This is a genomic window from Kitasatospora sp. NPDC097643 (assembly GCF_040302625.1).
GTDB lineage: Bacteria > Actinomycetota > Actinomycetes > Streptomycetales > Streptomycetaceae > Kitasatospora.
Map to the genome: position 1 here is coordinate 1 of NZ_JBEOSA010000022.1, position 26,247 is coordinate 26,247.

The 26,247-nt window shown below is 74.7% G+C and carries 21 protein-coding genes; 17 read left to right on the forward strand and 4 right to left on the reverse strand.

Annotated elements, in window-relative coordinates; genetic code table 11:
• Nucleotides 1-564: 564 nt before the first annotated feature.
• Nucleotides 565-1,452, forward strand: a complete 888-nt coding sequence (locus ABTY15_RS16400; protein WP_350587600.1) for a tetratricopeptide repeat protein — start codon at nucleotides 565-567, stop codon at nucleotides 1,450-1,452.
• Between the two features lie 82 nt (nucleotides 1,453-1,534).
• Here ABTY15_RS16400 and ABTY15_RS16405 read toward each other — a convergent pair whose 3' ends face one another.
• Nucleotides 1,535-2,905, reverse strand: a complete 1,371-nt coding sequence (locus ABTY15_RS16405; RefSeq protein ID WP_350587602.1) for a DUF1015 family protein — start codon at nucleotides 2,903-2,905, stop codon at nucleotides 1,535-1,537.
• Between the two features lie 92 nt (nucleotides 2,906-2,997).
• Here ABTY15_RS16405 and ABTY15_RS16410 point away from each other — a divergent pair, with 92 nt between their 5' ends.
• Together ABTY15_RS16410 and ABTY15_RS16415 are read left to right on the forward strand one after the other, a co-directional pair.
• Entirely contained in the window at nucleotides 2,998-3,594 is a 597-nt protein-coding gene (locus ABTY15_RS16410; protein ID WP_350587603.1) for a tetratricopeptide repeat protein, read from the forward strand.
• A 70-nt stretch (nucleotides 3,595-3,664) separates the two neighbouring features.
• On the forward strand, nucleotides 3,665-4,705 hold the full coding sequence (locus tag ABTY15_RS16415; protein ID WP_350587606.1) for an HAD-IIA family hydrolase: 1,041 nt from the start codon (nucleotides 3,665-3,667) through the stop codon (nucleotides 4,703-4,705).
• Between the two features lie 49 nt (nucleotides 4,706-4,754).
• Here the strand turns inward: ABTY15_RS16415 and ABTY15_RS16420 are convergent, their stop codons facing one another.
• Nucleotides 4,755-5,102, reverse strand: coding sequence for an SCP2 sterol-binding domain-containing protein (locus ABTY15_RS16420; RefSeq protein WP_350587607.1), 348 nt, complete (start codon nucleotides 5,100-5,102; stop codon nucleotides 4,755-4,757).
• Between the two features lie 176 nt (nucleotides 5,103-5,278).
• Here ABTY15_RS16420 and ABTY15_RS16425 point away from each other — a divergent pair, with 176 nt between their 5' ends.
• From ABTY15_RS16425 to ABTY15_RS16440, 4 genes are all read left to right on the forward strand, one after another.
• Nucleotides 5,279-6,124, forward strand: coding sequence for a hypothetical protein (locus ABTY15_RS16425; protein WP_350587608.1), 846 nt, complete (start codon nucleotides 5,279-5,281; stop codon nucleotides 6,122-6,124).
• Nucleotides 6,108-6,308 carry a hypothetical protein gene (locus tag ABTY15_RS16430; protein ID WP_350587610.1) on the forward strand — a complete coding sequence of 67 codons (201 nt, stop codon included), beginning with the start codon at nucleotides 6,108-6,110 and terminating at the stop codon, nucleotides 6,306-6,308. The genes ABTY15_RS16425 and ABTY15_RS16430 overlap by 17 nt, the downstream gene beginning before the upstream one ends.
• A 48-nt stretch (nucleotides 6,309-6,356) precedes the next feature.
• Nucleotides 6,357-7,163: a TlyA family RNA methyltransferase gene (locus ABTY15_RS16435; protein WP_350588734.1), complete on the forward strand. Its 807-nt coding sequence runs from the start codon at nucleotides 6,357-6,359 to the stop codon at nucleotides 7,161-7,163.
• A gap of 91 nt (nucleotides 7,164-7,254) precedes the next feature.
• Complete coding sequence (locus ABTY15_RS16440) at nucleotides 7,255-8,160, forward strand: NAD kinase (protein WP_350587613.1); 906 nt, start codon at nucleotides 7,255-7,257, stop codon at nucleotides 8,158-8,160.
• A 44-nt stretch (nucleotides 8,161-8,204) separates the two neighbouring features.
• Here ABTY15_RS16440 and yczR read toward each other — a convergent pair whose 3' ends face one another.
• Complete coding sequence (yczR, locus tag ABTY15_RS16445; RefSeq protein ID WP_350587616.1) at nucleotides 8,205-9,698, reverse strand: MocR-like transcription factor YczR; 1,494 nt, start codon at nucleotides 9,696-9,698, stop codon at nucleotides 8,205-8,207.
• Between the two features lie 189 nt (nucleotides 9,699-9,887).
• Here yczR and yczE point away from each other — a divergent pair, with 189 nt between their 5' ends.
• From yczE to ABTY15_RS16460, 3 genes are all read left to right on the forward strand, one after another.
• Nucleotides 9,888-10,520, forward strand: coding sequence for a membrane protein YczE (gene yczE, locus ABTY15_RS16450; RefSeq protein WP_350588735.1), 633 nt, complete (start codon nucleotides 9,888-9,890; stop codon nucleotides 10,518-10,520).
• Nucleotides 10,521-10,608: 88 nt separating this feature from the next.
• A complete protein-coding gene (gene recN / locus ABTY15_RS16455) occupies nucleotides 10,609-12,342 on the forward strand; it encodes a DNA repair protein RecN (RefSeq protein ID WP_350588736.1) in 1,734 nt (577 codons plus the stop codon).
• A 167-nt stretch (nucleotides 12,343-12,509) separates the two neighbouring features.
• Nucleotides 12,510-13,688 carry a glycosyltransferase family 4 protein gene (locus tag ABTY15_RS16460; RefSeq protein WP_350587620.1) on the forward strand — a complete coding sequence of 393 codons (1,179 nt, stop codon included), beginning with the start codon at nucleotides 12,510-12,512 and terminating at the stop codon, nucleotides 13,686-13,688.
• Nucleotides 13,689-13,702: 14 nt separating this feature from the next.
• Here the strand turns inward: ABTY15_RS16460 and ABTY15_RS16465 are convergent, their stop codons facing one another.
• Nucleotides 13,703-15,715: a glycoside hydrolase family 15 protein gene (locus tag ABTY15_RS16465; protein ID WP_502893516.1), complete on the reverse strand. Its 2,013-nt coding sequence runs from the start codon at nucleotides 15,713-15,715 to the stop codon at nucleotides 13,703-13,705.
• Between the two features lie 724 nt (nucleotides 15,716-16,439).
• Here ABTY15_RS16465 and pyrG point away from each other — a divergent pair.
• From pyrG to ABTY15_RS16500, 7 genes are all read left to right on the forward strand, one after another.
• On the forward strand, nucleotides 16,440-18,119 hold the full coding sequence (gene pyrG, locus ABTY15_RS16470) for a CTP synthase (RefSeq protein ID WP_502893517.1): 1,680 nt from the start codon (nucleotides 16,440-16,442) through the stop codon (nucleotides 18,117-18,119).
• Between the two features lie 92 nt (nucleotides 18,120-18,211).
• The gene (locus tag ABTY15_RS16475) at nucleotides 18,212-18,859 is read left to right on the forward strand and encodes an NUDIX domain-containing protein (RefSeq protein WP_350587623.1); all 648 of its coding nucleotides are present in this window, start codon (nucleotides 18,212-18,214) and stop codon (nucleotides 18,857-18,859) included.
• A 161-nt stretch (nucleotides 18,860-19,020) separates the two neighbouring features.
• Nucleotides 19,021-21,099 carry a tetratricopeptide repeat protein gene (locus ABTY15_RS16480; protein WP_350587628.1) on the forward strand — a complete coding sequence of 693 codons (2,079 nt, stop codon included), beginning with the start codon at nucleotides 19,021-19,023 and terminating at the stop codon, nucleotides 21,097-21,099.
• 261 nt (nucleotides 21,100-21,360) lie between these two features.
• A complete protein-coding gene (gene ald / locus ABTY15_RS16485; RefSeq protein WP_350587636.1) occupies nucleotides 21,361-22,476 on the forward strand; it encodes an alanine dehydrogenase in 1,116 nt (371 codons plus the stop codon).
• Nucleotides 22,477-22,918: 442 nt separating this feature from the next.
• Nucleotides 22,919-23,986, forward strand: a complete 1,068-nt coding sequence (locus ABTY15_RS16490) for a ParA family protein (RefSeq protein ID WP_502893521.1) — start codon at nucleotides 22,919-22,921, stop codon at nucleotides 23,984-23,986.
• Nucleotides 23,983-24,693 carry a hypothetical protein gene (locus ABTY15_RS16495; RefSeq protein WP_350587660.1) on the forward strand — a complete coding sequence of 237 codons (711 nt, stop codon included), beginning with the start codon at nucleotides 23,983-23,985 and terminating at the stop codon, nucleotides 24,691-24,693. The genes ABTY15_RS16490 and ABTY15_RS16495 overlap by 4 nt, the downstream gene beginning before the upstream one ends.
• Nucleotides 24,694-24,953: 260 nt before the next feature.
• A complete protein-coding gene (locus ABTY15_RS16500) occupies nucleotides 24,954-25,934 on the forward strand; it encodes a segregation and condensation protein A (protein ID WP_350587669.1) in 981 nt (326 codons plus the stop codon).
• Nucleotides 25,935-26,247 lie beyond the last annotated feature (313 nt).

A 26,247-nucleotide genomic window follows, 5' to 3' on the forward strand; every position in this document is an offset into this window, starting at 1 on the left:
TCACCAGCTCGGGCTCCCCAGCGGGCTCCGCCTCCAGGACGGGCTCCACGGGCTTCTCCAGGAGAACCGGCGTCTCCTCCACAGCCTCGGCCTCATCCGCGTCGTGACGACCGCCCGTCGGGCGGCTACAACCGTGACCGTGGCGACGACCGCGGTGGCTTCCGTCGTGACGACCGCCCGTCCGGCGGTGGCTTCCGTCGTGACGACCGTCCGTCCGGCTTCCGTCGTGATGACCGGGACGACCGTCCGCGTCGTGACGACCGCCCGTCCTACCGTGACCGTGACGACCGCCAGGGCGGCGGTGGCTTCCGTCGCGATGACCGCCCGTCCGGTGGCTACAACCGTGACCGCGGTGGCGACCGTGGCGGCTTCCGTCGCGACGACCGCCCCTCCGGCGGCGGCTTCCGTCGTGACGACCGCCAGGGCGGCGGTGGCTACCGCCGTGACGACCGGCGCGACGACCGCGGCGGCCGTGGCGACTACGACGACCGTCGGGGCAACTACGAGCCCGTCAAGCGTCTGCCGATCCCGGAGGACGTCACCGGCTTCGAGATCGACGCGGACGTGCGCCAGGAGCTCAAGAGCCTGCCCAAGACCCTTGCGGACGATGTCGCCCGCAACCTGGTGATGGTGGCCCGTCTGCTCGACAGCGAGCCGGAGGAGGCCTACCAGTACTCGCGCGTCGCGCTCCGGCTGGCCTCCCGCGTGGCCGCCGTCCGTGAGGCGGCCGGTTTCGCCTCGTACATGACGCAGCGTTACTCCGAGGCGCTGACCGAGTTCCGCGCCGCCCGTCGGATGACCGGCCGGGCGGACCTGTGGCCGGTGATGGCCGACTGCGAGCGCGGTCTGGGCCGTCCGGAGCGGGCGCTGGCGATGGCCGGCGAGCCCGAGGTGAAGCAGCTGGACAAGGCCGGCCAGGTCGAGATGCGCCTGGTCGCCGCCGGTGCGCGCACCGACATGGAGCAGTTCGAGGCGGCCGTGGTGACGCTGCAGAGCCCCGAGCTGGCCTCCAGCACGGTGCACCCGTGGACCGCCCGCCTGCGGTACGCCTACGCCGAGGCGCTGATCGCGGCCGGCCGTGGCGACGAGGCCCGTGACTGGTTCGCCAAGGCGGTGGAGGCCGACACCGACGGCAGCACCAACGCCGCGGAGCGGCTGGCCGAGATCGACGGCGTGGAGTTCGTGGACGCCCTCGACCCGGAGCTGGCCGACGAGGAGGCCGAGCAGGGCGACGCCCCGGCGAAGAAGCGCGGCGGCGAGATCGCCGACGACCGCGTGATCTTCGAGGACGAGGAGGACGTCGAGGAGTACTACGACGAGGACGACCTCGAAATCGACGAGGACTTCGACGGCGAGGTGCCCGAGCGCTCCCTCGACGCCACGGCCGAGGACAAGCCGAAGGCTGCGGACAAGGCCGAGGAGAAGGCCGAGCAGGCCGACGCCCAGAGCTGAGCCCCGCACGACGACCGAGGCCCTGCCGCTCCCCCGGACATCCGGGGGGCCGGCAGGGCCTCGCGTCGTTCCGGCCGGGCGGCTAGCCCAGTTCGAGGCTGCGCAGCACCAGCCCGGTGGCCGGCTTCGGCCCGAAGGAGGTCGACTTGCGCGGCATGGTGACGCCCTGTTCGGCGAGCCTTCGCACCACGCTCTCCCGGACCGGGTGCAGCAGGACGGCGGTGCCGCCGGTGCGGGCGGCCTCCCGTTCGGCGGCCGCGGCGGTGTGCAGGTAGCCGATGTCGTCCGGGCCGTCCGGGACGTGCCAGGTGTGGTCGAGCAGGGTGGCGTGCAGGACGGTGGCGTCCAGGTGGCGCCACTCCTCGGGGCGGTCCTGCGGCACGGTGGCGTCGAGCAGGGACTCCTCGGGTTCGCCGAGCAGCCAGTAGACGCCGTCCCCGCCGGTCAGCACGAAGCCGTTGCCGCCGTGCCGCTTCTGCTCGGCGAGCGCCTGGAGCGCGGCGGTCAGCGGGCCGGGGATCTCCTTGACCGTCCACTGGTCGCCGAGCTTCTCCAGCGCCTCGCTGACCGGCAGCCGGTACAGCACGCGGTGGATGGCCCGGACCCGCAGCGGGTAGCGGGCGGTGTCCACCAGCAGGACCATGCCGCGGTCCCAGGGGCTGCGCGGCAGGTGGCGGTGCTCGCGCTGGAGCCGCAGGTACATCTCCCACCGGTGGTGGCCGTCGGCGATGAGCGCCCGGCAGGTGGCGAGGTCGCGGCCGATCTCGGCGATGTCGGCGGCGCCGGTGACGGCCCAGAGGCGGTGGTGGGTGCCGTCGCTGGTGGCGGTGGAGAGCAGCGGCGGGTTCTCGACGGTCCGCTCGATGACCCCGGAGGCGCCGCCGTTGCCGCGGTAGGTGAGCAGCAGCGGTTCCAGGTTGGCCCGGGTGGTGCGCATCAGGCCGACCCGGTCGGCGACCGGCCGCGGCATGACGTCCTCGTGGGGGAGGACCACTCCGGCCTCGCGGCCGCTGACGGCGAGGGCGCCGATCAGGCCGCGCTGGAGCACTTCGGGGGAGTCGCCGGTGGCGGGCACGCGCTGCTCGTAGACGTAGAGCGCGGGCTCCGGGTCGGCGGCGAGCACGCCCTCGCGCTGCCAGTCGGCCAGCAGCCTGGCGGCGTGCCGGTACCTGGTGTCGCGGTCGGGGCGGTCGCCGGCGTCCTCGGGTTCGGGCCGGGGCAGGATCAGCCGGACCACGTTGTGCGGGTCGGCGGTCTCCAGGTCGAGCCGGCGCCCGGGGTCGACGACGTCGTACGGCGGTGACATGACCGCGGCGAGGGCGCCGACCCGGTCGGGGACGTAGCGCAGGCCGCGGAAGGGGGACAAGGACAGGCCTGCGGTGGCGACGTGCCCGGGATCGCCGGGGCCGCCCTCGGGAGTCTCGACTCCGTCTTCTGCACTGGGTGTGCTCATTCTGGGCATCGTAACCGGGTACGCGTTGTTGAGAGATCGGAATACCCGTGCCGACCTGTGGGGCGGGTGTGCGACCGAGGGCGAGGTACGGCATGAGCGACGGGCAGGAACGGGTGGACGGCGGCGGCCCGGTCGAGCCGGGCGGGTCGGCCGGCGTCACCGACGGGGGCGGTCCGGCGGGCGGCGGCGTGCCGGCGCAGGCGCGCTCGGGGGAGCCGGAGGGGGACGTGTACGAGTGGTTCCGCCGGGGCGGCAGACTGCTGGCCCAGGGGCACCCGGCCGCCGCCGAGCAGTTGCTGGCGCGGGCGGCGGCGGCCGAACCGCACTCGCGCAGCATCCGGGAGACGCTGGCGCGCGCCCAGTTCGACGCCGGTTCGTACGCGGCTGCGCTGGAGAACTTCCGGGCCGTCGCGCTGGCCGATCCGTCCGACGACTACGCTCAGTTCGGGTGGGGCGTCGCGGCGGCCCGGCTGGGCGACTTCGAGACGTCCGCCGAGCACCTGGCGCTGGCCGTGGCGATGCGGCCGGACACCGACCACTACCGGGCGGCGCTGCGGCAGACCCGGGCGACCCTGGCGGCCCGCGCCGGGGCGTTCGGCCCGTTGCTGCCGGGGGCGCCCGGGTACCTGGAACCCCCGCCGGCCGACGGCCGGGGGGCGGGCGGCGCCGGGACGGACGACGAGGTCTGACCGGCGCGAAGTGCCACGCCACCGTGGCAGTGAACGCAGTGAACGACGCAGTGAATGAGGTAGCGCAGGCATGACCGAGACGGCCACCACCGTGCGACGGACCACTCCCGGGGGCAGCGAGCAGCCGCTCACCGAGGCGTACGACACGGCGCTGCTGGACCTGGACGGCGTGGTCTACGCGGGCCCGTACGCGATCGAGCACGCGGTGGACGCGCTGGACGCCGCCCGCGCGGTCGGGATGCGGCTCGCTTACGTGACCAACAATGCCTCCCGCCCGCCGCGGGTGGTGGCCGAGCACCTGACCGAGCTGGGTGTGCCCGCCGAGCCGGCCGACGTGATCAACTCGGCGCAGGCGGCCGCCCGAGTGGTGGCCGAGAAGGTGCCGGCCGGGGCGAAGGTCCTGGTGGTGGGCGGGCTGGGGCTGGAGGAGGCGCTGGCCGAGCGCGGCCTGGTGGCCGTCCGCACGCTGGCCGAGGAGCCGCTCGCGGTGGTCCAGGGCTTCGACCCCTCGGTCGGCTGGGCCCAGCTGGCGGAGGCCGCGTACGCGGTGCGCGGCGGGCTGCCGTGGGTGGCGTCCAACACCGACCTGACGGTGCCGACCGCGCGCGGCATCGCGCCCGGCAACGGGACGCTGGTGGCGGCCGTCCGGGCGGCCGCCGGGGTGGAGCCGGAGGTGGCGGGCAAGCCGCTGCCGCCGATGCACCGGGAGACCGTGCTGCGCACCGGCGCGCGGCGGCCGCTGGTGGTCGGCGACCGGCTGGACACCGACATCGAGGGCGCGTTCAACGGCGGGGTGGACAGCCTGCTGGTGTTCACCGGGGTGACCACGCCCGCCCAGCTGCTGGCGGCGCCGGTCGAGCACCGGCCGACGTACCTGGCGGCGGACCTGCGCGGGCTGCTGGTGCCGCACCCGGCGGTCACCGCGTCGGCGGAGGGTTTCGGCTGCGGCGGTTGGGCGGCGACGGCCGAGGGCGGCGTGCTGCGGCTGGCGGGTGCCGGGGCGGACCGCTGGGACGGTCTGCGGGCGCTGTGCGCGGCGGCGTGGACGGCGCTGGACGGGGACGGCGAGCCGGCCGACGGGCGCAAGGCGCTGGCGGAGCTGGGCTTCTGAGCCGCCGGGCCGTTTGGCCGCTGAGCGGCTGAGGGGTGGGGCCGCCGGGTCAGAGCAGGGTGCGCAGCCGCAGCAGGTCGCGGAAGCCCGCCTCCAGCCGGACCCGGCCGCCCGCCCAGGCGGACGCGAAGTTGAGCCGGCCGCCGACCAGGTCGACCAGGTCGTCGCTGCCCATGGTGAGCCGGATGTCCGCCCGCTGGGTGGGGGCGCCGGGCGCGGAGACGAGGTCCTGGATCCGGCCGTCCCGCAGCTGCCCGGTGAAGGTCAGGTCGAGGTCGGTGATCCGGCAGCTGAGCGAGCGGTCGAGGGCGGCGGCCTTGTGGACGTCGCCGGTGGACTGCGCCATGTTCCGGCTGAGCTGTTCCAGTGCCTCGCGGCACTCCTCGGCGTTGGCCATGGCGGTGGTTCTCCTCCTCGGTCTGCCCGGGCAGTGGCCGTGAACGGCGGTGGTCACTGCCGGGCCACGGTACCGCAGCGGGGTTTTGGCGGTAGCGTCGTCAGTGGGGCGCCCGGAACGGTCCGGGCACCCCGACGGCGACAAGGCGATGCGCGAGGCGCTAAGGAGGCACCCGGATGCTGCCGAAGACGGTGCGGGGAGTGGTGGAGGCCGCCGCCGTGGTGGTGGACGAGGTCGGCAAGCGGGTGGTCGGCACGGCCGCGGTGATCCTGGAGCGGACCGGGGTCGACGTCGCCGAGGTGGAGCGTCGGCTGGGCGGGCAGTTCCCGCCGTCGGCGCAGACCCTGCAGACGCTGGTCGGGGAGGCGGTCACCGCGGGCCGGGCCGGGGTGGACCTGGCGGTCGGGGTGGCGCGCAGCGAGGTGGAGAAGGCCTTCGAGCGGGTCGGCGACCAGGTGACGAAGGTCGGCGTGGTGCTGGCGTACCTGGAGAGCAAGCTGCGCGAGGTCGAGGAGGAGCCCGTTCCGGCCGGGTCGGAGGAGGAGGAGGAGGAGGCGCCCGCGCCCCGGGCGGACGGCCTGTTCGGGCGCGGCTGGGAGAGCGCGCAGGAGCGGCCGGCGGGCCGGGCGGTGGGGGAGCCGATAGCGGCCGAGCGGGTGGAGGTGGACGAGCCGGTGGAGGTCGATCCGCCGGTGCCGCCGACGCCCGGCGTGGTTCCCCCGGCCGAAGCGGCCGCGGCGGAGCCGACCGTGGGGAAGGCCGCGGCCAAGAAGTCCCCCGCGAAGAAGTCCCCGGCGAAGCAGCCGGCGGCCGAGGGCGCGGCGGCCCGCAAGACCACGGCGAAGAAGACCACGGCGAAGAAGACCGCCGTCCGCAGGACCGCCACCGCCAAGAAGTCCGATGCCGAGCCGGCCGGACCGTCGAAGGCACAGCCCAAGGCGCCGGCCAAGCGCACGGCGACGAAGAAGACCACCGTCCGCAAGGCGACCAGCACCAGGAAGCCCGATGACCGGAACGAGTGACCCGGCCGCCTTGGCGACCGGCCCGCTCGGGGTGGAGCTGGCCCCGACCGGCCACCCGGCGGTGGACGCCGGGCTGGCCCGGCTGGAGGCCCTGGACGGGGTCCCGGCGGAGGCACACGTCGAGGTGTACGAAGATGTTCACCAGCGGCTGGCCGACACGCTGGCCGCGCTCGACCAGGAATGACCCTGGACCGACCCCGTAGGACCCGTAGGAGCTGAAGCACCAGTGGCAGTGGCACGACGCCGTCTCGACGCGGAGCTGGTCCGCCGCAAGCTGGCCCGGTCGCGCGAGCACGCGTCCGAGCTGATCGCGGCCGGCCGGGTGACCGTCGGCGGCACCACCGCGACCAAGCCGGCCACCCAGGTGGAGACCTCGGCGGCGGTCGTGGTGGCCAAGGACGAGAACGATCCCGACTATGTCTCGCGCGGCGGCCACAAGCTCGCCGGGGCGTTCGCGGCGTTCGTGCCGCAGGGCCTGGTGGTCGAGGGCCGCCGGGCGCTGGACGCGGGCGCCTCCACCGGCGGCTTCACCGACGTCCTGCTGCGCTCCGGCGCGGCGCACGTGCTGGCGGTGGACGTCGGCTACGGGCAGCTCGCCTGGTCGTTGCAGAGCGACGAGCGGGTGACCGTGATGGACCGCACCAACGTGCGCGAGCTGACCCCGGAGCTGATCGGCGGGACCCTGGTCGACCTGGTGGTCGGCGACCTGTCGTTCATCTCGCTGGGCCTGGTGCTGCCCGCGCTGGCCGGGTGCGCGGCCGCGGACGCCGACCTGGTGCTGATGGTCAAGCCGCAGTTCGAGATCGGCAAGGAGCGCCTGGGCAGCGGCGGGGTGGTGCGCAGCCCGCAGCTGCGCGCCGAGATGGTGCGCCAGGTCGCCGGGCAGGCCTGGGAGCTGGGGCTGGGCGTGCGCGCGGTGACCGCGAGCCCGCTGCCGGGCCCGTCCGGGAACGTCGAGTACTTCCTCTGGCTGCGCCGGGACGCGCCGCCGCTGGACCCGGCGGAGGCGGACCGGGCCGTCGCGGAGGGGCCCCGATAGGGTGCTCTGCGGACGTCCGGTCGGTCATGCTGTGTGACGCGGCCGCACCGGGCCGAGGGAGCCCCGGTAGGCGTAGGGAGAGGGCAGCGGCATGAGCGATGAAGAGCGTACGGTCTTCCTGATCGCGCACACCGGCCGGGAGGCGGCGCTGCGCAGCGTCGAGGGCCTGGTGCACGGGCTGCTGAAGGCGGGCATCCGGATCAGACTGCTGGCCTTCGAGGCGGTGGGTCTGGACCTGCCGGACGGCGTCGAGCGGGTGGCCGGGGGGCCGGGTGCGGCGGACGGCTGCGAGCTGATCCTGGTCGCCGGCGGGGACGGGACGCTGCTGCGCGGGGCCGAGCTGGCGCGCGAGCACGGGCTGCCGATGCTCGGGATCAACCTGGGCCGGGTGGGCTTCCTCGCGGAGGCCGAGCGGGACGACCTCGCCGTGGTGGTCGAGCGGGTGGTGGACGCCGACTACGAGGTCGAGGAGCGGATGACGATCGACGTGATCGTCCGCACCAACGGCGATGTGGTGCACCAGGACTGGGCGTTGAACGAGGCGTCGATCGAGAAGGCGTCCCGGGAGCGGATGCTGGAGGTGGTGACCGAGGTGGACGGCCGCCCGGTCTCCAACTTCGGCTGCGACGGGGTGGTGTGCGCGACGCCCACCGGGTCGACCGCGTACGCGTTCTCCGGTGGCGGCCCGGTGGTGTGGCCGGAGGTGGAGGCGCTGCTGATGGTGCCGATCTCCGCGCACGCGCTGTTCGCGCGGCCGCTGGTGACCTCGCCGCACTCGGTGCTGGCGGTGGAGGTGCAGCCGAAGACGCCGCACGGGGTGCTCTGGTGCGACGGGCGGCGCTCGGTCGAACTGCCCGCCGGTGCACGGGTGGAGGTGCGCCGGGGGCAGACGCCGGTGCGGCTGGCCCGGCTGCACCGGGCGCCGTTCACCGACCGGCTGGTCGCCAAGTTCGCGCTGCCGGTGACGGGTTGGCGCGGCCGGTCGAACACCCACTGACCGTACCGGAATTGACGGTAAGTCGGCCTGGTCGGGCCATGCGGTCAGACGGCGAGCGGCTGGGTGTCCTCGGCCGGGCCGAGGCGCCCGCCGGCCGCCGCCCGGGCGGCCACCGCGGCGAGCCGTTCGACGGCGGCGGGAACGGCCGCGGCCGGCACGGTGAGCGGGATCCGCAGGTGGTGCTCGAACGCGCCGTCCGAGCCGAACCGGTTGCCCGCGGCGATCCGCACCCCGGCGCGCTCCCCGGCCAGGGCGAGCGCCGCGCCGGAGAGCCCGTCAGTGGACAGCCAGAGCGAGAGGCCGCCGGGCGGCGGCTGGTACGTCCAGGTCGGCAGGTGGACGGGCAGTGCGGCGGCGAAGGCGGCCGCGGTGGAGCGCAGCCGGTCCAGCTGGTGCGCCCGGACGGCCGGCAGCGGCTCGCCCAGCAGCTCGGCGGCGATCAGCTGGTCCAGCACCGGGGTGCCGACGTCGCTGTAGACCCGTTCGCCGGCCAGCCGGCGCACCAGCGCGGGCGCGGCCCGGACCCAGCCGATCCGCAGGCCGCCCCAGAGCAGCTTGCCGGCCGAGCCGACGGTGACCACCTGGGCGGCCCGGTCCAGCGCTGCCATCGGGCGCGGCAGCGGCACCGACTCCGGTACGCCCCAGCCGAGTTCGGCGGTGGTCTCGTCGACCAGCACGATGCTCCCGGCGGCCCGGGCGGCGGCCAGCAGCTCGCGGCGCTGCTCCTCGTCGATCAGCGTGCCGGTCGGGTTGTGGAAGTCCGGGATGACGTAGGCGGCCTTGGGCGCGGCGCCGCGCAGCACCCGCCGCCACTCGTCGAGGTCCCAGCGGGGCCGGTCCGCGTACGGGACGGGCACCAGCCGCGCGTCGGCCAGGCGCAGCGCCTGCAAGGTGTGGGCGTAGCTGGGCGCCTCGACGGCGACCCGGTCGCCGCGGCCGATCAGCGTCCGCTGGACGAGGTGCAGCCCGCCCATCGCGCCGGTGGTGACGAGGATCTGGTCGGGGGTGGTGGGCAGGCCGCGCTCGGTGTAGCGGCGGGCGACCGCCTCGCGGAGCACCGGGACGCCGGTGGGGTAGTGGCCGTGCCCGGCGGCGTAGTGGGGCAGCTGCTCGACGGCCCGGGCGGCGGCCGCGCCGAGGAAGGGCTGCGGGGCGGGCAGGGCGGCGACGCCGAGGTCCAGGGTGTGGCCGTGCTCGTCCGGCGGGATGGGGTGCAGGGCGTCGCCGGGCGGCAGGGCGCCCTCGGGCAGGGCGGTCCAGCTGCCGGAGCCGCGCCGGCTGTGCAGGTAGCCCTCGGTGCGCAGCGTCTCGTAGGCGGTGGCGACGGTGGTGCGGCTCAGTTCCAGGGCGGTGGCGAGCTCGCGTTCGGCGGGCAGCCGGGCGCCGACCGGCAGCCGGCCCTCGGTGACCAGCAGCCGGATCTGCCCGGCGAGGGTCCGGTAGGCGGGCCGGCGGGCGGTGGCGGGTTCGGGCAGCCGGGCGGTGGTGAGCAGCCGGGCCAGCGCGGGCGGGGTGACGGTGGTGTGCCAGTCGGCCATGCTGATCAGTCCACTTGCTTGGAATTGGCCCTGGAGCGGGTCGTTTTGGCTCCCACATCATGGCAGGGCGGCCGTAGAGACCGCCACCGCCGGGGCCACCCCGGGGTGCCGCACCGCCCGCAGGAGCATCCGTTGGCCACCACGACCACACCCGTCCCCGTCCCCGCCCCGACCCCCGCCCGGGCCCCGCTGGCCGCCCGGCTGCTCGGCGACACCCACGCGCTGGGCCGCCGGATCCCGCAGCTCGCCCTCGGCCTCGGCCTGTACGGCGCGAGCATGGCGCTGATGCTCCGCTCCGGCCTCGGTCTCGACCCCTGGGACGTTCTCCACCAGGGACTCCAGCGCACCCTCGGCCTCTCGGTGGGCGCCTGGGTGACCATCTGCGGCGCCCTCGTCCTGCTGCTGTGGATCCCGATCCGCCAGCGCCCGGGCCTGGGCACCGTCGCCAACGTCCTGGTGCTGGGCGCGGCGATGGACCTCACCCTGCGGCTGGTGGACGCCCCGGACGGGCTGCCGGCCCGGATCGCCCTGATGGCCGGCTCGATCGTGCTCAACGGCCTGGCCACCGGTCTCTACATCGGCGCCCGCTTCGGCCCCGGCCCGCGCGACGGCCTGATGACCGGCCTGCACCGGCGCACCGGCCGCTCGCTGCGCCTGATCCGCACCGGCATCGAGCTGACCGTGCTGGCGGCCGGTTTCCTGCTCGGCGGCACCGCCGGGGTCGGCACCGTCGCGTACGCCCTGGCCATCGGTCCGCTGGTGCAGTTCTTCCTGCCCTGGTGCACCGTGCCCACCGCGGGGCAAACCTCCCGGAACGGATGAACTTCCGGGCACGGAGTTGCCGCGCTTCGTTGCCGCTCGTCGCGCGCCGGGGGTGGAACCTCGTAAGGTCTTCACCGTGTTGGACGAGATGCGGATACGGGATCTTGGGGTCATCGACGACGCGGTGGTCGAACTCGCCCCCGGCTTCACCGCCGTGACCGGTGAGACCGGAGCCGGCAAGACCATGGTCGTGACCAGCCTCGGCCTGCTGCTGGGCGGCCGCGCCGACCCGGGCCTGGTGCGCAACGGCACCGGCCGGGCCGTCGTCGAGGGCCGGCTTGAGCTGCCCGCAGGCTCCCCGGTGGCGGCCCGCGCCGTCGAGGCCGGGGCCGAACTGGACGACGGCGCCCTGCTGATCAGCCGGACCGTCTCCGCCGAGGGCCGCTCCCGGGCGTACGTCGGCGGGCGCGCCGTGCCGGTCGGGCTGCTCGCCGAACTCGGCGAGGACCTGATCGCCGTCCACGGCCAGACCGACCAGCAGCGCCTGCTGCGCCCGGCCCGCCAGCGCGGAGCGCTGGACCGGTACGCCGGCGAGGCGGTGGCCGAGCCGCTGGCCCGCTACCGGGAGACCTACCGCGCGCTGCGCGAGGTCTCGGCCACCCTGGAGGAGCTGACCACCCGGGCCCGCGAGCGCGCCCAGGAGGCCGACCTGCTCCGCTTCGGCCTGGACGAGATCGCCGCCGCCGAACCGGTGGCCGGCGAGGACGTCGAGCTGGCCGCCGAGGCCGAGCGGCTCGGCCACGCCGACGCGCTGTCCTCCGCCGCCACCCTCGCGCACGCCGCCCTGGCCGGCGACCCGGCCGACCCGGAGGCGCTGGACGCGGGCACCCTGCTCGCCCAGTCCCGCCGCGCCCTGGACGCCGTGCGCCACCACGACGAGCGGCTGGCCGCCCTGGCCGACCGGCTCAACGAGGTCGGCTACCTGCTCGCCGACGTCGCCGGCGACCTGGCCGGCTACGCGGACGACCTGGACGCCGACCCGGTGCGCCTGGCCGCCGTCGAGGACCGCCGGGCCGTCCTGGCCCAGCTGCTGCGCAAGTACGGCGGCGCGGAGAACACCCTCGCCGAGGTGATCGCCTGGGCCGACGCCGGCGCCGCCCGGCTCGCCGAACTCGACGGCGACGACGACCGGATCGACCAGCTCGGCGCCCAGGAGACCGCGCTGCGCGCCGAGTTGGCCGAGCTCGCGGCCGAGGTGTCGGCCGCCCGGCAGGCCGCGGCCGGCCGCTTCGCCGCCGCCGTCTCCGCCGAGCTCGCCGAACTCGCCATGCCGCACGCCCGGGTGACCTTCTCGATCACCCAGGTCGACGACCTGTCCGGGATCGAGGTCGACGGCCGCACCGTCGCCTACGGCCCGCACGGCGTGGACGAGGTCGAGGTGCTGCTGGCCCCGCACCCGGGCGCCCAGCCCCGCCCGATCGCCAAGGGCGCCTCCGGCGGTGAGCTGTCCCGCGTGATGCTCGCCGTCGAGGTGGTCTTCGCGGGCGCCGACCCCGTCCCCACCTACCTGTTCGACGAGGTGGACGCGGGCGTCGGCGGCAAGGCCGCGGTCGAGATCGGCCGCCGGCTGGCCAAACTCGCCGAATCCGCCCAGGTCGTGGTGGTCACCCACCTCCCGCAGGTCGCCGCCTTCGCGGACCGGCACCTGGTGGTGGAGAAGACCAACGACGGCACCGTGACCCGCAGTGGCGTCAAGGTGCTGAACGACGAGGAACGAGTGCGCGAACTCTCCCGGATGCTGGCCGGCCTGGAGGACTCCGAGCTGGGCCGCGCCCACGCGGAGGAGCTGCTGGCCGCCGCCCGGGCCCCGCGCCGGAGCTAGCCGACCACGCCGGGTGACGGCGGCCCGTGCGGACCGACGGCGACGTGCCGACTGTCCAAGAGGGCCGCCGACCTGGCATCGTGGGCGGCTGGACACTGGCTTTCCAGTCCCGAGCGCCGTCGGCGGGCAATCCTCGCGACAGCGGCGCGCGAACCTGATCGAGTCGGATGCGAGACGACGTGGACCATTCCGCCGCCCGGGCCACCGCGGCCGCCCCCGAACGGGGTCAGCTGCACGTGGTGCTCGTCCTGGCCGCCAGCACCGGCGGCATCGGAGCGCACGTGCGCTCGCTGGCGCAGGGCCTGGTCGCGCACGGCGTGATCGTCACGGTCTGCGCGCCGGCCGGCACGGACGCGCTGTTCGGCTTCTCCCGCACCGGCGCGCGGTTCCACACCGTCGACATCACCCCCACCGCGGGCGCCCGCAGCGACGCCACCGCGATCGGCGAGCTGCGTCGCGCCTTCACCGGCGCCGACGTGGTGCACGCCCACGGCCTGCGCGCCGGGCTGCTCTCCGACCTCGCGCTGCGCACCGCCGGCCGCTTCCCGGGCCTGCGCCCGGAGACCCCGCTGGTGGTCACCTCGCACCACGCGCTGCTGGCCACCGGCATGGAGCGGCGCCTGCAACGGCTGATGGAACGCCGGGTGGCGCGCGCCGCCGACCTCGTCCTCGGCGCCTCCTCCGACCTGGTGGCCCGGGCCCGCGAGCTGGGCGCCACCGACGCCCGGCTCGGCCCGGTGGCCGCCCCGCCGATGCCCGAGGGCCGGCTCGGCCGTGCCGGGGCGCGGGCCGCGCTGCTCGGCGACGGCCCGGACCGGCCGCTGGTGCTGGCGATCGGCCGGCTCGTCCCGCAGAAGGCCTTCGGACTGCTGCTGGACGCCGCCGCCGAGCTGTCCGCCCCGACCCCGGAGCCGCTGCTGCTGCTCGCCGGGGACGGCCCGGAGGCGGCCGGGCTGCGCGAGCGGGCGGCCGCCGAGAAGCTGCCGGTGCGGCTGCTCGGCTACCGCACCGACGTCCCCGACCTGCTGGCCGCCGCCGACGTGGTGGTGGTCTCCAGCCGCTGGGAGGCCCGCTCGCTGGTGGTGCAGGAGGCGATGCGGGCCGGCGTGCCGGTGGTCGCCACCGCCGTCGGCGGGATCCCCGAGCTGGTCGGCGACGCGGCCGTGCTGGTGCCCTCCGGCGACGCGGCCGCGATCGGCCGGGCGGTGCGCGACCTGCTGGCCGACCCGGCACGCCGCGAGCAGCTGGCGGCGGCCGGCCGGCAGCAGGCCGAGACCTGGCCGGACGAGGCCGCCACCGTCGCCCAGGTGCTCAGCACCTACGACGAGCTGGTCCAGCGCAGCTAGCCGTCCCAGCCGGGCTAGACGGTGGCCTGCTCGACCCGGTCGGCGGCCAGGCCGTCCGGCTGCGCGGACAGGTAGGCGCCGCCGCAGGCGGTCAGCCGCAGCGCGGTGTCGATCAGCGGGACGTGGCTGAAGGCCTGCGGGAAGTTGCCGACCTGCCGCTTGAGCCGCGGGTCCCACTCCTCGGCGAGCAGGCCGAGGTCGTTGCGCAGCGCGAGCAGCCGGTCGAACAGCTCGCGGGCCTCCTGCACCCGGCCGATCATGGCGAGGTCGTCGGCCAGCCAGAACGAGCAGGCCAGGAAGGCGCCCTCGTGGCCGGAGAGCCCGTCCACGTTGTTGCCGGACTCGTCGTGGGTCGGGTAGCGCAGCACGAAGCCGTCCTCGGTGGACAGTTCGCGCTGGATCGCCTCGATGGTGCCGATCACCCGCTTGTCGTCCGGCGGCAGGAAGCCGACCTGGGGGATCAGCAGCAGCGAGGCGTCCAGCTCCCGGCCGCCGTAGTACTGGGTGAAGGTGTTGCGCTCGGGGTCGTACCCCTTCTCGCAGACGTCCCGGTGGATGGTGTCGCGCAGCTCGCGCCAGCGCTCCAGGTGGCTGTCGGAGGGCGCGTCCTCGGGGGTCTGCTCCAGCAGCTTGATGGTGCGGTCGACGGCGACCCAGGCCATCACCTTGGAGTGGACGAAGTGCCGGCGCGGTCCGCGGACCTCCCAGATGCCCTCGTCCGGGTTCTGCCAGTGGTCCTCCAGGTACTCGATCAGGCGCAGCTGGAGGTGGTGGGCGTGGTCGTTGCGGACCAGGCCGGTCATGTGGGCCAGGTGCAGCGCCTCGACGACCTCGCCGTAGACGTCCAGCTGGAGCTGGCCGGCCGCGCCGTTGCCGATCCGGACGGGCTGCGAGCCCTCGTAGCCGGGCAGCCAGTCCAGCGAGGACTCGGTGAGCTCGCGCTCGCCCGCGATGCCGTACATGATCTGGAGGTTCTCCGGGTCACCGGCGACCGCCCGCAGCAGCCACTCGCGCCAGGCCTTGGCCTCGTCGCGGTAGCCGGTGCGCAGCAGCGAGGAGAGGGTGATCGCGGCGTCGCGCAGCCAGGTGTAGCGGTAGTCCCAGTTCCGTTCGCCGCCGATGTCCTCGGGCAGCGAGGTGGTGGGGGCGGCGACGATGCCGCCGGTGGGGGCGTAGGTGAGGCCCTTGAGGGTGATCAGGGAGCGGATCACCGCCTCGCGGTAGGGGCCCTGGTAGGTGCACTGGTCGGCCCACTCGTGCCAGAAGTCGGCGGTGGCGTCGAGCATCGCCTCGGCGTCCGGGACGGCCGGGGGCTCCAGGTGGGAGGCCTGCCAGGTGAGCGCGAAGGCGATCCGCTCGCCGGCGGTGACGGTGAAGTCGGCATAGGTGGTGAGGTTGCGGCCGTAGGTCTCGGAGACGCCGTCCAGCCAGACCGAGTCGGGCCCGGCGACGGCGACGGTGCGGTGGCCGCCGTCGGGCTGCTCGACCCGGTGCACCCAGGGCACGATGCGGCCGTAGGAGAAGCGCATCCGCAGCGCCGAGCGCATCCGGACGGTGCCGGCCACCCCCTCGACGATCCGGATGATCTGCGGGACGGCGTCCTTGCCGGCCAGCGGGCGCGGCGGCATGAAGTCGATCACCCGGACGGTGCCGCCCTGGGCGTCCCACTCCTGCTCCAGGATCAGCGAGTCGCCCCGGTAGCGGCGGCGGTCGGCGGGGACGGCCGGGGCGGCGGCGGTGGGCGGCGGGACCCGCAGGTCGGCGGAGTCGGCGATCCGGATCCGGCCGCCGGCCGTGATCGGGGCGGGCGGCGCGGGGGCGGTCGCGGGGACGGGGACCGCGGTCACGACGGCTTCGGCGGGGCCGATCCGCCAGAAGCCGTGTTCATCGGTGCCGAGCAGGCCGGCGAACACGGCCGGCGAGTCGAAGCGGGGCAGGCAGAGCCAGTCCACCGCCCCGTCCCTGCTGACCAGGGCAGCGGTCTGCATGTCCCCGATGAGTGCGTAGTCCTCGATACGGCCGGCCACGTGGATCTCCAGTTCGCAATGTGGTCACGACGCATCGGCGATCCGGGGGAGCGAGCGGTCTGCGGGGCCGGAGGTCCACCCCGGGACGTCCGGCCCGCCGGGGGGTGGTGGCGGGCCTTGCTGGAGTGTCCGCGCGGGGCTCGGTGGAACCCCTGGAGTGGGTGGGGAGGAGCTGGATTACGGGGAGGTCCGGTCGCGCATCGGGGACCGGGAGTGTCCTGACGCTCCCACGCCCTCCGCGTGCTCGTGCTGTCGGCGATGCGTCCGAGCAGCTTACGACGGACGAAAGGGGCGAAGCACGCGGGCGCAGCTCCGTGTGGCGCCACAATTCGGCGGAAATGCCGTGCATCGCAGGGTCGTCGGTGAGGATGGTCCGGACGGATCAGTTCCGGCTGGTCCGCTCGGAGGGGCCACCATGGCCCGGACGGGGCGCCCGGACCTGGCCCGGTCCGGCCGGGGTGCGACCGGTGGGGCGGATGGGCCGGATGGTGCGCCGGTGGTGCGCCCGGCGCACGCGCCGGAGCCGGCACGAGCGGGCCGGAAGGCGTCCCGCCCGGGTCACTGATACCCTGGTATCCCGTGGACCGGTGGGATCAAACGCCCCGGACCAGCCGAATCGACGACCCTCCGAGTGCCGTGCACCACACCACACTCCCGTCGCACGGCGAGCCGGAGAGCATCCCGCCCACGTCACCTTCGACACGCGACCCACGGGAGCCCCCTCTTGGCACAGCCCCATTCCGGCAAGGCAGCGAACGGCCGCGCCGTGACGACCAAGCACCTCTTCGTCACCGGGGGTGTCGCCTCTTCGCTCGGCAAGGGCCTCACCGCCTCCAGCCTCGGTGCCCTGCTCAAGGCCCGTGGCCTGCGCGTCACGATGCAGAAGCTCGACCCGTACCTCAACGTGGACCCGGGCACCATGAACCCGTTCCAGCACGGTGAGGTCTTCGTCACCGACGACGGCGCCGAGACGGACCTGGACATCGGCCACTACGAGCGGTTCCTGGACACCAACCTGCACGGCTCGGCGAACGTCACCACCGGCCAGGTCTACTCCACCGTCATCGCCAAGGAGCGCCGCGGCGAGTACCTGGGCGACACCGTCCAGGTCATCCCGCACATCACCAACGAGATCAAGTCCCGGATCCGCCGGATGGCGACCGAGGACGTCGACGTGGTGATCACCGAGGTCGGCGGCACCGTCGGCGACATCGAGTCGCTGCCGTTCCTGGAGGCCGTCCGCCAGGTCCGCCACGAGGTCGGCCGGGACAACGTGTTCTTCGTGCACGTCTCCCTGCTGCCGTACATCGGCCCCTCGGGCGAGCTCAAGACCAAGCCCACCCAGCACTCCGTCGCGGCGCTGCGCAACATCGGCATCCAGCCCGACGCCGTCGTGCTGCGCGCCGACCGCGAGGTCCCGCAGGCCATCAAGCGCAAGATCTCGCTGATGTGCGACGTGGACGAGGAGGCCGTGGTCGCGGCCATCGACGCCAAGTCGATCTACGACATCCCCAAGGTCCTGCACGGCGAGGGCCTGGACGCCTACGTGGTGCGCCGGCTCGACCTGCCGTTCCGCGACGTGGACTGGACCACCTGGGACGACCTGCTGCGCCGCGTGCACGAGCCGCAGCACATCGTCAAGGTGGCGCTCGTCGGCAAGTACATCGACCTGCCGGACGCCTACCTGTCGGTGACCGAGGCGCTGCGCGCCGGCGGCTTCGCCAACAACGCCCGGGTCGAGATCAAGTGGGTCACCTCGGACGACTGCGAGACCCCCGAGGGCGCGCAGGAGCAGCTGGGCGACGTCGACGCGATCTGCATCCCCGGCGGCTTCGGCGACCGCGGCGTGACCGGCAAGGTCGGCGCGATCACCTACGCCCGCGAGAACAAGGTCCCGCTGCTGGGCCTGTGCCTGGGCCTGCAGTGCGTCGTCATCGAGGCGGCCCGCAACCTGGCCGGCCTGCCCGAGGCCAACTCCACCGAGTTCGACCCGGCGGCCAAGCACCCGGTCGTCTCCACCATGGCCGAGCAGCTGGCCATCGTCGACGGCAAGGGCGACCTGGGCGGCACCATGCGCCTGGGCCTCTACCCGGCCAAGCTCGCCGAGGGCTCGATCGTCCGCGAGGTCTACGGCGGCGAGCAGTACGTCGAGGAGCGCCACCGCCACCGCTACGAGGTCAACAACGCCTACCGCGCGGACCTGGAGAAGACCGGCCTGCAGTTCTCCGGCCTATCGCCCAAGGGCGACCTGGTCGAGTACGTCGAGTACCCGCGCGAGGTGCACCCGTACCTGGTGGCCACCCAGGCCCACCCGGAGCTGAAGTCCCGCCCGACCCGCCCGCACCCGCTGTTCGCGGGCCTGGTCAAGGCCGCGATCGAGATCAAGACCGCCACTGCCGAGTAATCGTCGGTCGTTCACCGGACGGCGGCCCCGCGATTCCCGCGGGGCCGCCGTTCGGCGTTAGATTGTGTCGTACTGACGAAAAGGGGAGAGCGATGGACGAGCAGAGCGACCTGGTGATCGCCGACGTGGCCGAGGAGTGGGAGGTCCGGGAGAGCCGGACGCCGTTCCAGGGCAGGGTCACCGGAGTGCGCAGCGAGGAGGTCCGGATGCCCGACGGCAGCTGGTCCCGCCGCGACTACCAGACCCACCCGGGCTCCGTGTCCGTCCTCGCCCTGGACGACAAGCAGCGGGTGCTGATCCTGCGCCAGTACCGCCACCCCGTCCGCCAGCGCCTGTGGGAGCTGCCGGCCGGCCTGCTCGACGTGCCCGGCGAGAACCCCTGGCACGCCGCCCAGCGCGAGCTGTACGAGGAGGCCCACTGCAAGGCCGACACCTGGCGGATCCTCGCCGACTACTACACCTCCCCGGGCGGCACCGACGAGGCGCTGCGGATGTTCCTCGCCACCGACCTCTCGGAGGCCGAGGGCGACCGCTACGCGGCGCACGGCGAGGAGCTGGAGATCGAGGTCGCCCGGGTGCCGGTGCCCGAGCTGATCCGGCTCATCCAGGCCGGGCAGCTGCACAACCCGACCCTGGTCACCGGCACCCTCGCCGTGCACGCCGCCCTCACCGGCCCGGACGGGCTGGACGCGCTGCGCCCGGCGGACTCGCCGTGGCCGGCCCGGCCGTTCGAGGCCTGACCGGACTGTTGGCGTCCCGCGTTTGATCCGCGGGGGTGATTTACCGGTTCGTACGACCGGATGTCACCTCTGCGGAGCCGGACGGTCGAACTACGCTTCGCAGACAGGGCGCCCGTCCCGGGCCGCCTCCGCTGAGCCGGATGACGTCGGGAGTGGCACGGGTGGCGAGGAAGACGGCGACGATGGACCCCGGCCCCGGCGCGCCCGCCGGGGCCGTTCCCGGCCTGGAGCGGCTGCCGGCCGGCCCCACCCTCTTCGTCGGGCGGCGCACCGAACTGGCCGCGCTGCGGGCCGCCGCCGCCCGTCCGGCCACCGGCCGCAGCCCGGTGCTCGTGCTGGCCGGGCGCCCCGGCTCCGGCCGCACCGCGCTCGCCGCGCGCTTCGCCCGCACCGCCGCCGCCGACCACCCGGACGGCGTGCTCTTCGCGCGCCTGTCCGCCCCGGACGGCGGCCGGGTGCCGCCCGCCCGGGCCGCCCGACTGCTGCTGGAACAACTCGACCCCGAGGCGCCGGTGCCACTGCCCGGCACCACCGAGGACGGCCGGGACGAACCGGCCTGCGTCGCGCTGCGTGCGGCCCTGACCGGGCGCAAGGTCCTGCTGGTGCTGGACGACGTCCGCGACGCCGGGCAGCTGTGGCCGTTGCTCGCCGACGAGCCGGGCTGCCTGGTGCTGGCCACCACCGCCGGGCCGCTCACCGGGATCGAGGACATCGACCCGGTGATCCTCGGCGGCCTGGACCGGACGGCCTCCGCCGAACTGCTCGCGGACCTGGTCGGCGGCACCCGGATCTCCTGCGACCCGGTCGGCGGTGCCGACCTCGCCGAGGCCTGCGCCGCCCGGCCCGCGGCGCTGCGGCTGATGGCCGGCTGGCTGCGCGGCGACCCGAAGCGGGCCGTCACGGACGCGGCGCGCGAGCTCGCCCGGGTGGTGGGGGAGGAGTCGGCCGGGGGCGGGAAGCCGTCGGGGACCGCGGGGGCGTCCGGGCCGGCGGGGCGGGGCGGGGCGGGCGCGGGTCCGGGTTCGGGTGCCGAGAAGAAGAAGGAGAAGGACAAGGACAAGGAGAAGGGGAAGGGGACGAAGGCGGACGGCGCGGAGCCGGTCGCCGCGGCTCCGGCCGGTGACCCGGCGGCCTGGGTGAAGCCCGGCCCGGAGCCCGCCGAGCCGGTGCCCGTGCCGGACAGCGACCCGCTGGTCGGCGCGTTCACCCTGCTGTACGCCACGCTGACGCCCGCCCAGGCGCGGATGCTGCGGATGCTCACCCTGGCCCCGGCCCAGACCGCCGACCCGCGCACCGCCTCCGCCCTGGTGGGCTGCCCGGCGCCGGAGGCGGCCGCCACCCTGGCCGCACTGGCCGAACGCGAGCTGCTCGGCGCGGAGGCGCCGGCCGCCGACGGCACCCCGCGCTACCGGGTGCCCGGCCGGCTCTACCCGCGGCTCGTCCGGCTGCGCGAGCAGGAGGACCGGCCGGCCGAGACCGAGCTGGCCCGGGCCCGGCTGCTGGAGCGCCTGGTCCGGCTCACCGACTCGGCCCGCGCCCTGCTCGACCCGGCGGGCGGTCCGGGCCCGGAGCCGCTGCCCGCCGCGCTGCGGCTGACCTCGGCCGCACACGCCCGGCAGTGGCTGCTCGGCGAACGGGACCTGCTGCTGGGTGCGGTGGCCGACGCGATCGGCCAGGGCGACCTGGACGGTTCGGCCGGGCGGCTGGTCACCGCACTGCTGCGGGCGCTGCCGTTGACCGGCGCCGCCGCCCCGGCCGACCTCTACCGGCTGCACGAGCTGGTGCTGACCGTCGCCGAGCGGCACGGCAAGCCCCGCCGGGCCTCGGCCGCGCTGCTCAACCTGGGCGACCTCCAGGTCGGCGCGGGCCGCTGGGAACAGGCCGCCGCGCACTACCGGGCCGCCCTGGAACACGCCCGGACGGCCGACGACGAACCGCTCTGCGCACGCGCCCTGGAGGGCGCGGCCGGCTGTCACCGGGCGCTCGGCGACGCGGTGCGCGCCGCCGACTGGTACGGGCGGGCGCTCGGCCTGCGCCAGTCGCTGGGCGACCACGCCGCCGAGGCGCGGCTGCTCGCGCGGGTGGCCGAGGCGCACACCGCGCAGCGCCGTTTCGACGAGGCCGAACGCGAGTACCGGGCCGCCCTGGCGGTGCTGCGCAGGCTCGGTGACGAGCACGGCCGGGAGGCCGTCGGGGCCGCCCTCGCGGACCTGCGGGAACGCGTCGACGCCGGGTGGTGAGGGGTGTTTCGGGGGTATTGTCGAAGATGCCCGGTTCAGGCGCCTTTGGCGGGAAGATCGCTAGGGAAGCCTACGAACCTGCCAATGCGTCCGGCAAAATTATTCACTTTGGAAGGCTGACACGCCGACTGGGCTTCATTACACTCGAACTCAGTCGCGCAGCGATCCATGCCCCGGTGTGTTCCGGAGGCTTCCCCCCGTGCGCGTCGCCCGCCGGTCTTCTCCGGTAGGGACCCCCATGGCAAGAGGACGTGTTTAGCCGTGAAGGTCGGCATCCCCCGCGAGGTCAAGAACCACGAGTACCGCGTGGCCATCACGCCCGCCGGCGTGCATGAGCTGGTCCGCAACGGACACGAGGTCTACATCGAGGACAACGCCGGTGTCGGCTCCTCGATCCCCAACGAGGAGTACGTGGCCGCCGGTGCCACCATCCTCCCCACCGCCGACGAGGTGTGGGCCACCGCCGACCTGCTGCTCAAGGTCAAGGAGCCCATCGCCCAGGAGTACCACCGTCTGCGCAAGGGCCAGACCCTCTTCACGTACCTCCACCTGGCGGCCGACCGCGCCGGCACCGACGCGCTGGTCGCGTCCGGCACCACCGCCATCGCGTACGAGACCGTGCAGACCGCCAACGGCGCCCTGCCGCTGCTGGCCCCGATGTCCGAGGTCGCGGGCCGTCTCGCCCCGCAGGTCGGCTCGTACCACCTGATGCGTCCGGCCGGCGGCCGTGGCGTGCTCCCCGGTGGCGTGCCCGGCACCCACCCGGCCAAGGCCGTCGTCATCGGCGGTGGCGTCTCCGGCTGGCACGCGGCCACCATCGCCATCGGCATGGGCTACGACGTGACCCTGCTCGACCGCGACATCAACAAGCTGCGTGAGGCCGACCGCATCTTCGGCACGAAGATCAAGGCCATCATGTCCAACGCCTTCGAGCTGGAGAAGGCCGTCATCGAGGCCGACCTGGTCATCGGCGCCGTGCTGATCCCGGGCGCCAAGGCCCCCAAGCTCGTCACCAACGAACTGGTCTCCCGCATGAAGCCGGGCTCCGTGCTCGTCGACATCGCCATCGACCAGGGCGGCTGCTTCGAGGACTCCCGTCCGACCACGCACGCCGAGCCGACCTTCCAGGTCCACAACTCGGTCTTCTACTGCGTGGCCAACATGCCGGGCGCCGTCCCGAACACCTCCACCTACGCGCTGACCAACGCGACGCTGCCGTACGTCGTCGAGCTGGCCAACCGTGGCTGGAAGGAGGCGCTGCGTCGTGACCCGGCGCTCGCCAAGGGCCTGAACGTGCACGAGGGCCAGATCACCTTCCCGGCCGTCGCCGAGGCCTTCGGCCTGGAGTCGGTGACGCTGGAGAGCGTGCTCGCCTGAGTGCGGGTGATCCCGGTCTAACCTGGCGTTTCGCCCCCGGCCCGCTCCCCTCGGGCCGGGGGCTTCGCCATGCCCAATCGCGGGTCGGTGAACGGCGGGTGACCCGGACAGGTCGCTCTGTCGTCAATTTCCGTCGGTCGTGTCACCCCAGCGCAGAAACGTTAGGGCCAACGGCCCACCATCCCTTGACATCGGCCCGCCCGATAGTCGACACATCCTGCCCACTACCGTGGATTGTGTTGCTGCGAACGCCTTGAACGGCCTAGAGTCGCAAACCGTCGGCATGCTGCCACGCTGACGAATCGACATAGAGTCCTGGATGCCCAAGGAGGTAAGACGACTTGTGAATGAGTCGACATTTGCTCCCGGGGGTGGTCAGCCAGGACTGGCGGAGCGCACCGCCGGCCAGCCGAGTGAGGAGCCCGGGGCCCGGCAGCCCTCCGTGGGCTCGGCCGAGGTCGGCTCGGTCGCACTCCGTACCTTCGAAGCACGCCAGAACACAGCACAGGTGACCACGGTGACCGATCACGACGCCGACTTGGCGGCCTACGGCCTGGCCTACGGCGAGTTCGCCTACGGCGCCTACGACGACCCGGACGCCGAGTACGAGCCGGACCCGGAGTACGCCGCCACGCTGGCCCCCGACGCCGCGCGCCAGCGCCGCGAGCGGGTCGGCCCGACCGGCCGCCCGCTGCCGTACTTCCCGATCCCCGCGCCGGTGGCCGAGCACGGCCCCGCGCAGATCATCGCCATGTGCAACCAGAAGGGCGGCGTCGGCAAGACCACGTCGACCATCAACCTGGGCGCGGCGCTCGCCGAGTACGGCCGCCGCGTGCTGCTCGTCGACTTCGACCCGCAGGGCGCGCTCTCCGTCGGCCTCGGGGTGAACCCGATGGAACTCGACGTCACCGTCTACAACCTGCTCATGGAGCGGGGCCTGACGGCCGATGAGGTGCTGCTCAAGACGGCCGTGCCGGGCATGGACCTGCTGCCGTCCAACATCGACCTCTCCGCCGCCGAGGTGCAGCTGGTCAGCGAGGTGGCCCGGGAGTCCGCGCTGGCGCGCGCCCTGAAGCCGCTGCTGCCCGACTACGACTACGTCATCATCGACTGCCAGCCCTCGTTGGGCCTGCTGACGGTCAATGCGCTGACGGCCGCTCACAGCGTCATCGTCCCGCTGGAGTGCGAGTTCTTCGCGCTGCGCGGCGTCGCCCTGCTCATCGAGACCATCGAGAAGGTGTGCGAGCGGCTCAACCCCGAGCTGCGCCTCGACGGCATCCTCGCCACCATGTACGACTCGCGCACCGTGCACAGCCGTGAGGTGCTGGCGCGGGTCGTCGAGGCGTTCGGCGAGCACGTCTTCCACACCGTCATCGGGCGGACCGTGCGCTTCCCGGAGACCACCGTCGCCGGCGAGCCCATCACCACGTACGCCACCAACTCGGTCGGCGCCGCCGCCTACCGCCAGCTCGCCAGGGAGGTGCTCGACCGGTGCCGCCCCGCCGAGTGAGTCTCCCGGGTGCCGACGAGCTGTTCCGGACCACCGGCGGGATGGCGCTGTCGCCGTCCCTCGCGCCGCGTCCGGCCGCCGAGGCATCCAGACCGGAGACCGCGCGGACCGTCAACGGCACGGACGGCGCCGAGGGCGTCGACGGCGCGTCGGGCGTCCAGGGCACGCAGGGCGTGCAGGACGGTCGGCGGGTGCAGGAGGGCCGACGGGCCGGCGAGGCCGGGCACCAGGCGTCCCAGGAACAGCAGTCGGGCACCGTGCCGGTGCCCGCGCAGCCGGCCGTCCAGCGGCCCGCCGCCGGAGCCGGTTCCGGGGCCGGGGCCCAGGGGGTCGCGCAGGCCGCCGCATCGGCCGCTGCGGCGGTCGGGAAGGCCGCCGCGGGCGGTCGTGGCGCCGCCACCGCGCCGGGCGCCCGCCAGCACGCCGGCGCCGCCGAGGAGCAGCCGGGCGCAGCCGGGCGCCCCCGCCCGCGCGGCCGCGCGCCGCGCCGCCCCAGCGGGCGCGAGCGGCACGACGAGAAGATCACCGTGTACGTCTCCGCCGAGGAGCTCATGGACCTCGAACACACCCGGCTGGTGCTGCGCGGCGAGCACGGCTTGGCCGTGGACCGCGGGCGGATCGTCCGGGAGGCCATCGCGGTCGTCCTGGCGGACCTGGAGCAGCGGGGCGAGGCCTCCATCCTGGTCCGGCGGCTGCGCGGCCGCTGAGCGGTGCTCCTGGGGGCCGGGGGCTCGTGGGAGGCCGGGTGGGGTTCACGTGGGGCCGTGGGGCCTTCGTAGGGCCGTGGAGCCTTCGCGGGGCTGTGGGGTCGTGGGGCCGTGGGCGGCCTCCTGGAGGCCTTGGTGGGTCCTCGGTGAGGCCCTGGGCTTCGGAGAGCTCCTGCGGCGGGGCGTGGACGTCCTGGGCGCGGCGTGTCGGCGGCCCCCGGGGAGGGGCGGTCGGCGGCGGCGGGTGAAGATGGACCGTCATGCCGAGCACCGCCGAACCGCCCGCCACCGTCGCGAACGCGACCGAACCCCCGTCGCGGGGCGGTTTCCGGGTGCGGCTGGACAACTTCGAAGGCCCCTTCGACCTGCTGCTCGGCCTGATCGCCAAGCACAAGCTGGACGTCACCGAGGTGGCGCTGGCCACCGTCACGGACGAGTTCATGGCGCACATCCGCGCCATGGGCCCGGACTGGGACCTGGACGCGGCGACCGAGTTCCTGGTCGTCGCCGCCACCCTGCTCGACCTCAAGGCCGCCCGGCTGCTGCCCGCGGCCGAGGTCGAGGACGAGGAGGACCTCGCCCTGCTGGAGGCGCGCGACCTGCTGTTCGCCCGGCTGTTGCAGTACCGGGCGTACAAGCGGGCGGCGGCCCTGTTCGGCGAGCGCTGGGCCGCCGAGCTGCTGCGACGGCCGCGCACCGTCGGGCTGGAGCCCCGGCACGCCGAGCTGCTGCCCGAGGTGGTCATCACCATCGGCCCGGAGCGGCTCGCCCAGCTCGCGGCCAAGGCCATGGAGCCCAAGCCGAAGCCGGTCGTGTACGTGGACCACATCCACAGCCCGCCGGTCAGCGTGCGGGAGCAGGCCGGGCTGGTGGTCGGGCTGCTCACCGGGCTGGGCGAGGCGTCGTTCCAGCGGCTGGTCGCGGACGCGTCGGACACGCTGGTGGTCGTGGCACGGTTCCTGGCGCTGCTGGAGCTGTACCGGGAGCGGGTGCTCGCGTTCGAGCAGCCGGAGGCACTGGGGGAGCTGCTGGTGCGGTGGGTGGCGGAGCCGGACCGGGGCGTGGTCGAGGTCACGGACGAGTTCGATCGGGCGGTGGGGGCTGAGGAGGCGGAGGGGGCTGCGGGTTCGGCGGGCTCCGTGGGCTCTGCGGGATCCGAGGGCTCTGTGGGTTCGGCGGGCTCTGTGGGCGGGGCGGCGGTTCGAGTGGCGGTTCGAGTGGCGGAGGAGGGCGGGCGCTGATGGGTGCCGGCGGGAACGAGGGCGGCGGACGGCCGGTGCGGCGCCCGCTCGGGCTGCCGGGGCAGCCGCGGGCCGAGGAGTGGCTGGAGCCGGCCTTCGAGCTGCTGCCGGAGCCGGTGGGGCCCGCGGCGGGGTCGGTGGCGGGGCCGGTGGCGGAGTCGGCGGCCGGGGCGGTGGCTGGATCGGCGGCCGTGTCGGTGGAGGCCGAGGCGCGGGTGGTGCACCAGAAGTCGGCTCCGTCGACTTCCGGTGCGGAGCCGGCTTCGGAGGTGGCCGGGCCGGCCGGACCCGGGCTGAAGGCGGAGCTGGAGGC